Here is a 1,020-nt window from a genome sequence, read left to right on the forward strand (position 1 = left end):
GCGGCATATCTCAGCCGCCGACTGCTTAATTAAACAACAACTGACTCCCCCACATAAGCACTGTTTGACAATTTGCCCTGTCTGGACATAAAGAACATGTAGACATGAACTGTATTTCCCAGATAAGCTGAAGGGATGCTTATGGTCATCTCACCATCCACCCTTAATATGCCAATCGGCCCGCTCATGTAGATGTTACTCACCGGATCGTAAATCAATACGGTAGCTTCATCATCTATGAATGCATTAAACGGATTCAGGTCTGGCGACCAGGACAACAAAAATTCCCCCGCCTCTGCAAGAACGGCAGAACCTAGCGGAGCAGCCAAACTGCCTTTCGCAAATTGCGCCTTAGTGTAATCAATGCTTAAGTCGGGATAGGTACCGCTTATTGCATTCTCTAATACATGCTTTAAGGCCAGGTTATAGCCTGAAGCTTTCCCAGGTTTCTGTCCGCCGAAACCCACGTTCAGCAAGTCCTTGACAGGCTGAATGAATTTCACTGCCGCAGCAAATTTTGCTTGCTGCTCCAGTTGTTTCAGGGTTTTCGGCTTTTTACTGATCTTTGGAATACCACGCATGTAATTGATATCCCGCCAGCTACTTCCAATAAAACTTCCGGCCTTGCCGGAGAAGGCTCCATTGCCTCCATTTCTGATTGTTCCCATGTTTTTTGATTTTAAGGGTTAAAAAAAATAATTAAGTACCGGTACAGCACAAACCTGGGGAGAAAGTGAAAGTCATTGAAATTTTTGCCGAAACTTGCCTGAATTTGCCGAAACTTGCCGGGTAAGCCGGCAAAATGAAGCGTCACGAACCAGAGGTTAGGGGGTATGGACCAAGCCTGATGGCAGACAAAAGAAAGTCAAGCGGCAGACAAAAGGCAGGATAATCCCGGGGCTCGCCCAGTCTTTACCCGCAATTCTTTAGCATGGCTTCAGCATCTGTTCGGCAATAGCCGAAGCTTTCCCGAAGAAAAGGCCTTTTTCCCGAAGCCTTCCCTAACAATTCCCGAAGAAA

1 protein-coding gene is annotated in these 1,020 nt (G+C 46.6%); it reads right to left on the minus strand.

Annotated features, from left to right (window positions below; translation table 11 throughout):
* Nucleotides 1–29: 29 nt before the first annotated feature.
* Nucleotides 30–668 carry a DUF6266 family protein gene (locus BLR27_RS18370; protein WP_090707342.1) on the minus strand — a complete coding sequence of 213 codons (639 nt, stop codon included), beginning with the start codon at nucleotides 666–668 and terminating at the stop codon, nucleotides 30–32.
* Between the last annotated feature and the right edge of the window lie 352 nt (nucleotides 669–1,020).

Origin of the sequence: Daejeonella rubra (assembly GCF_900103545.1) — a bacterium.
GTDB classification, from domain to species: Bacteria; Bacteroidota; Bacteroidia; order Sphingobacteriales; family Sphingobacteriaceae; genus Daejeonella; species Daejeonella rubra.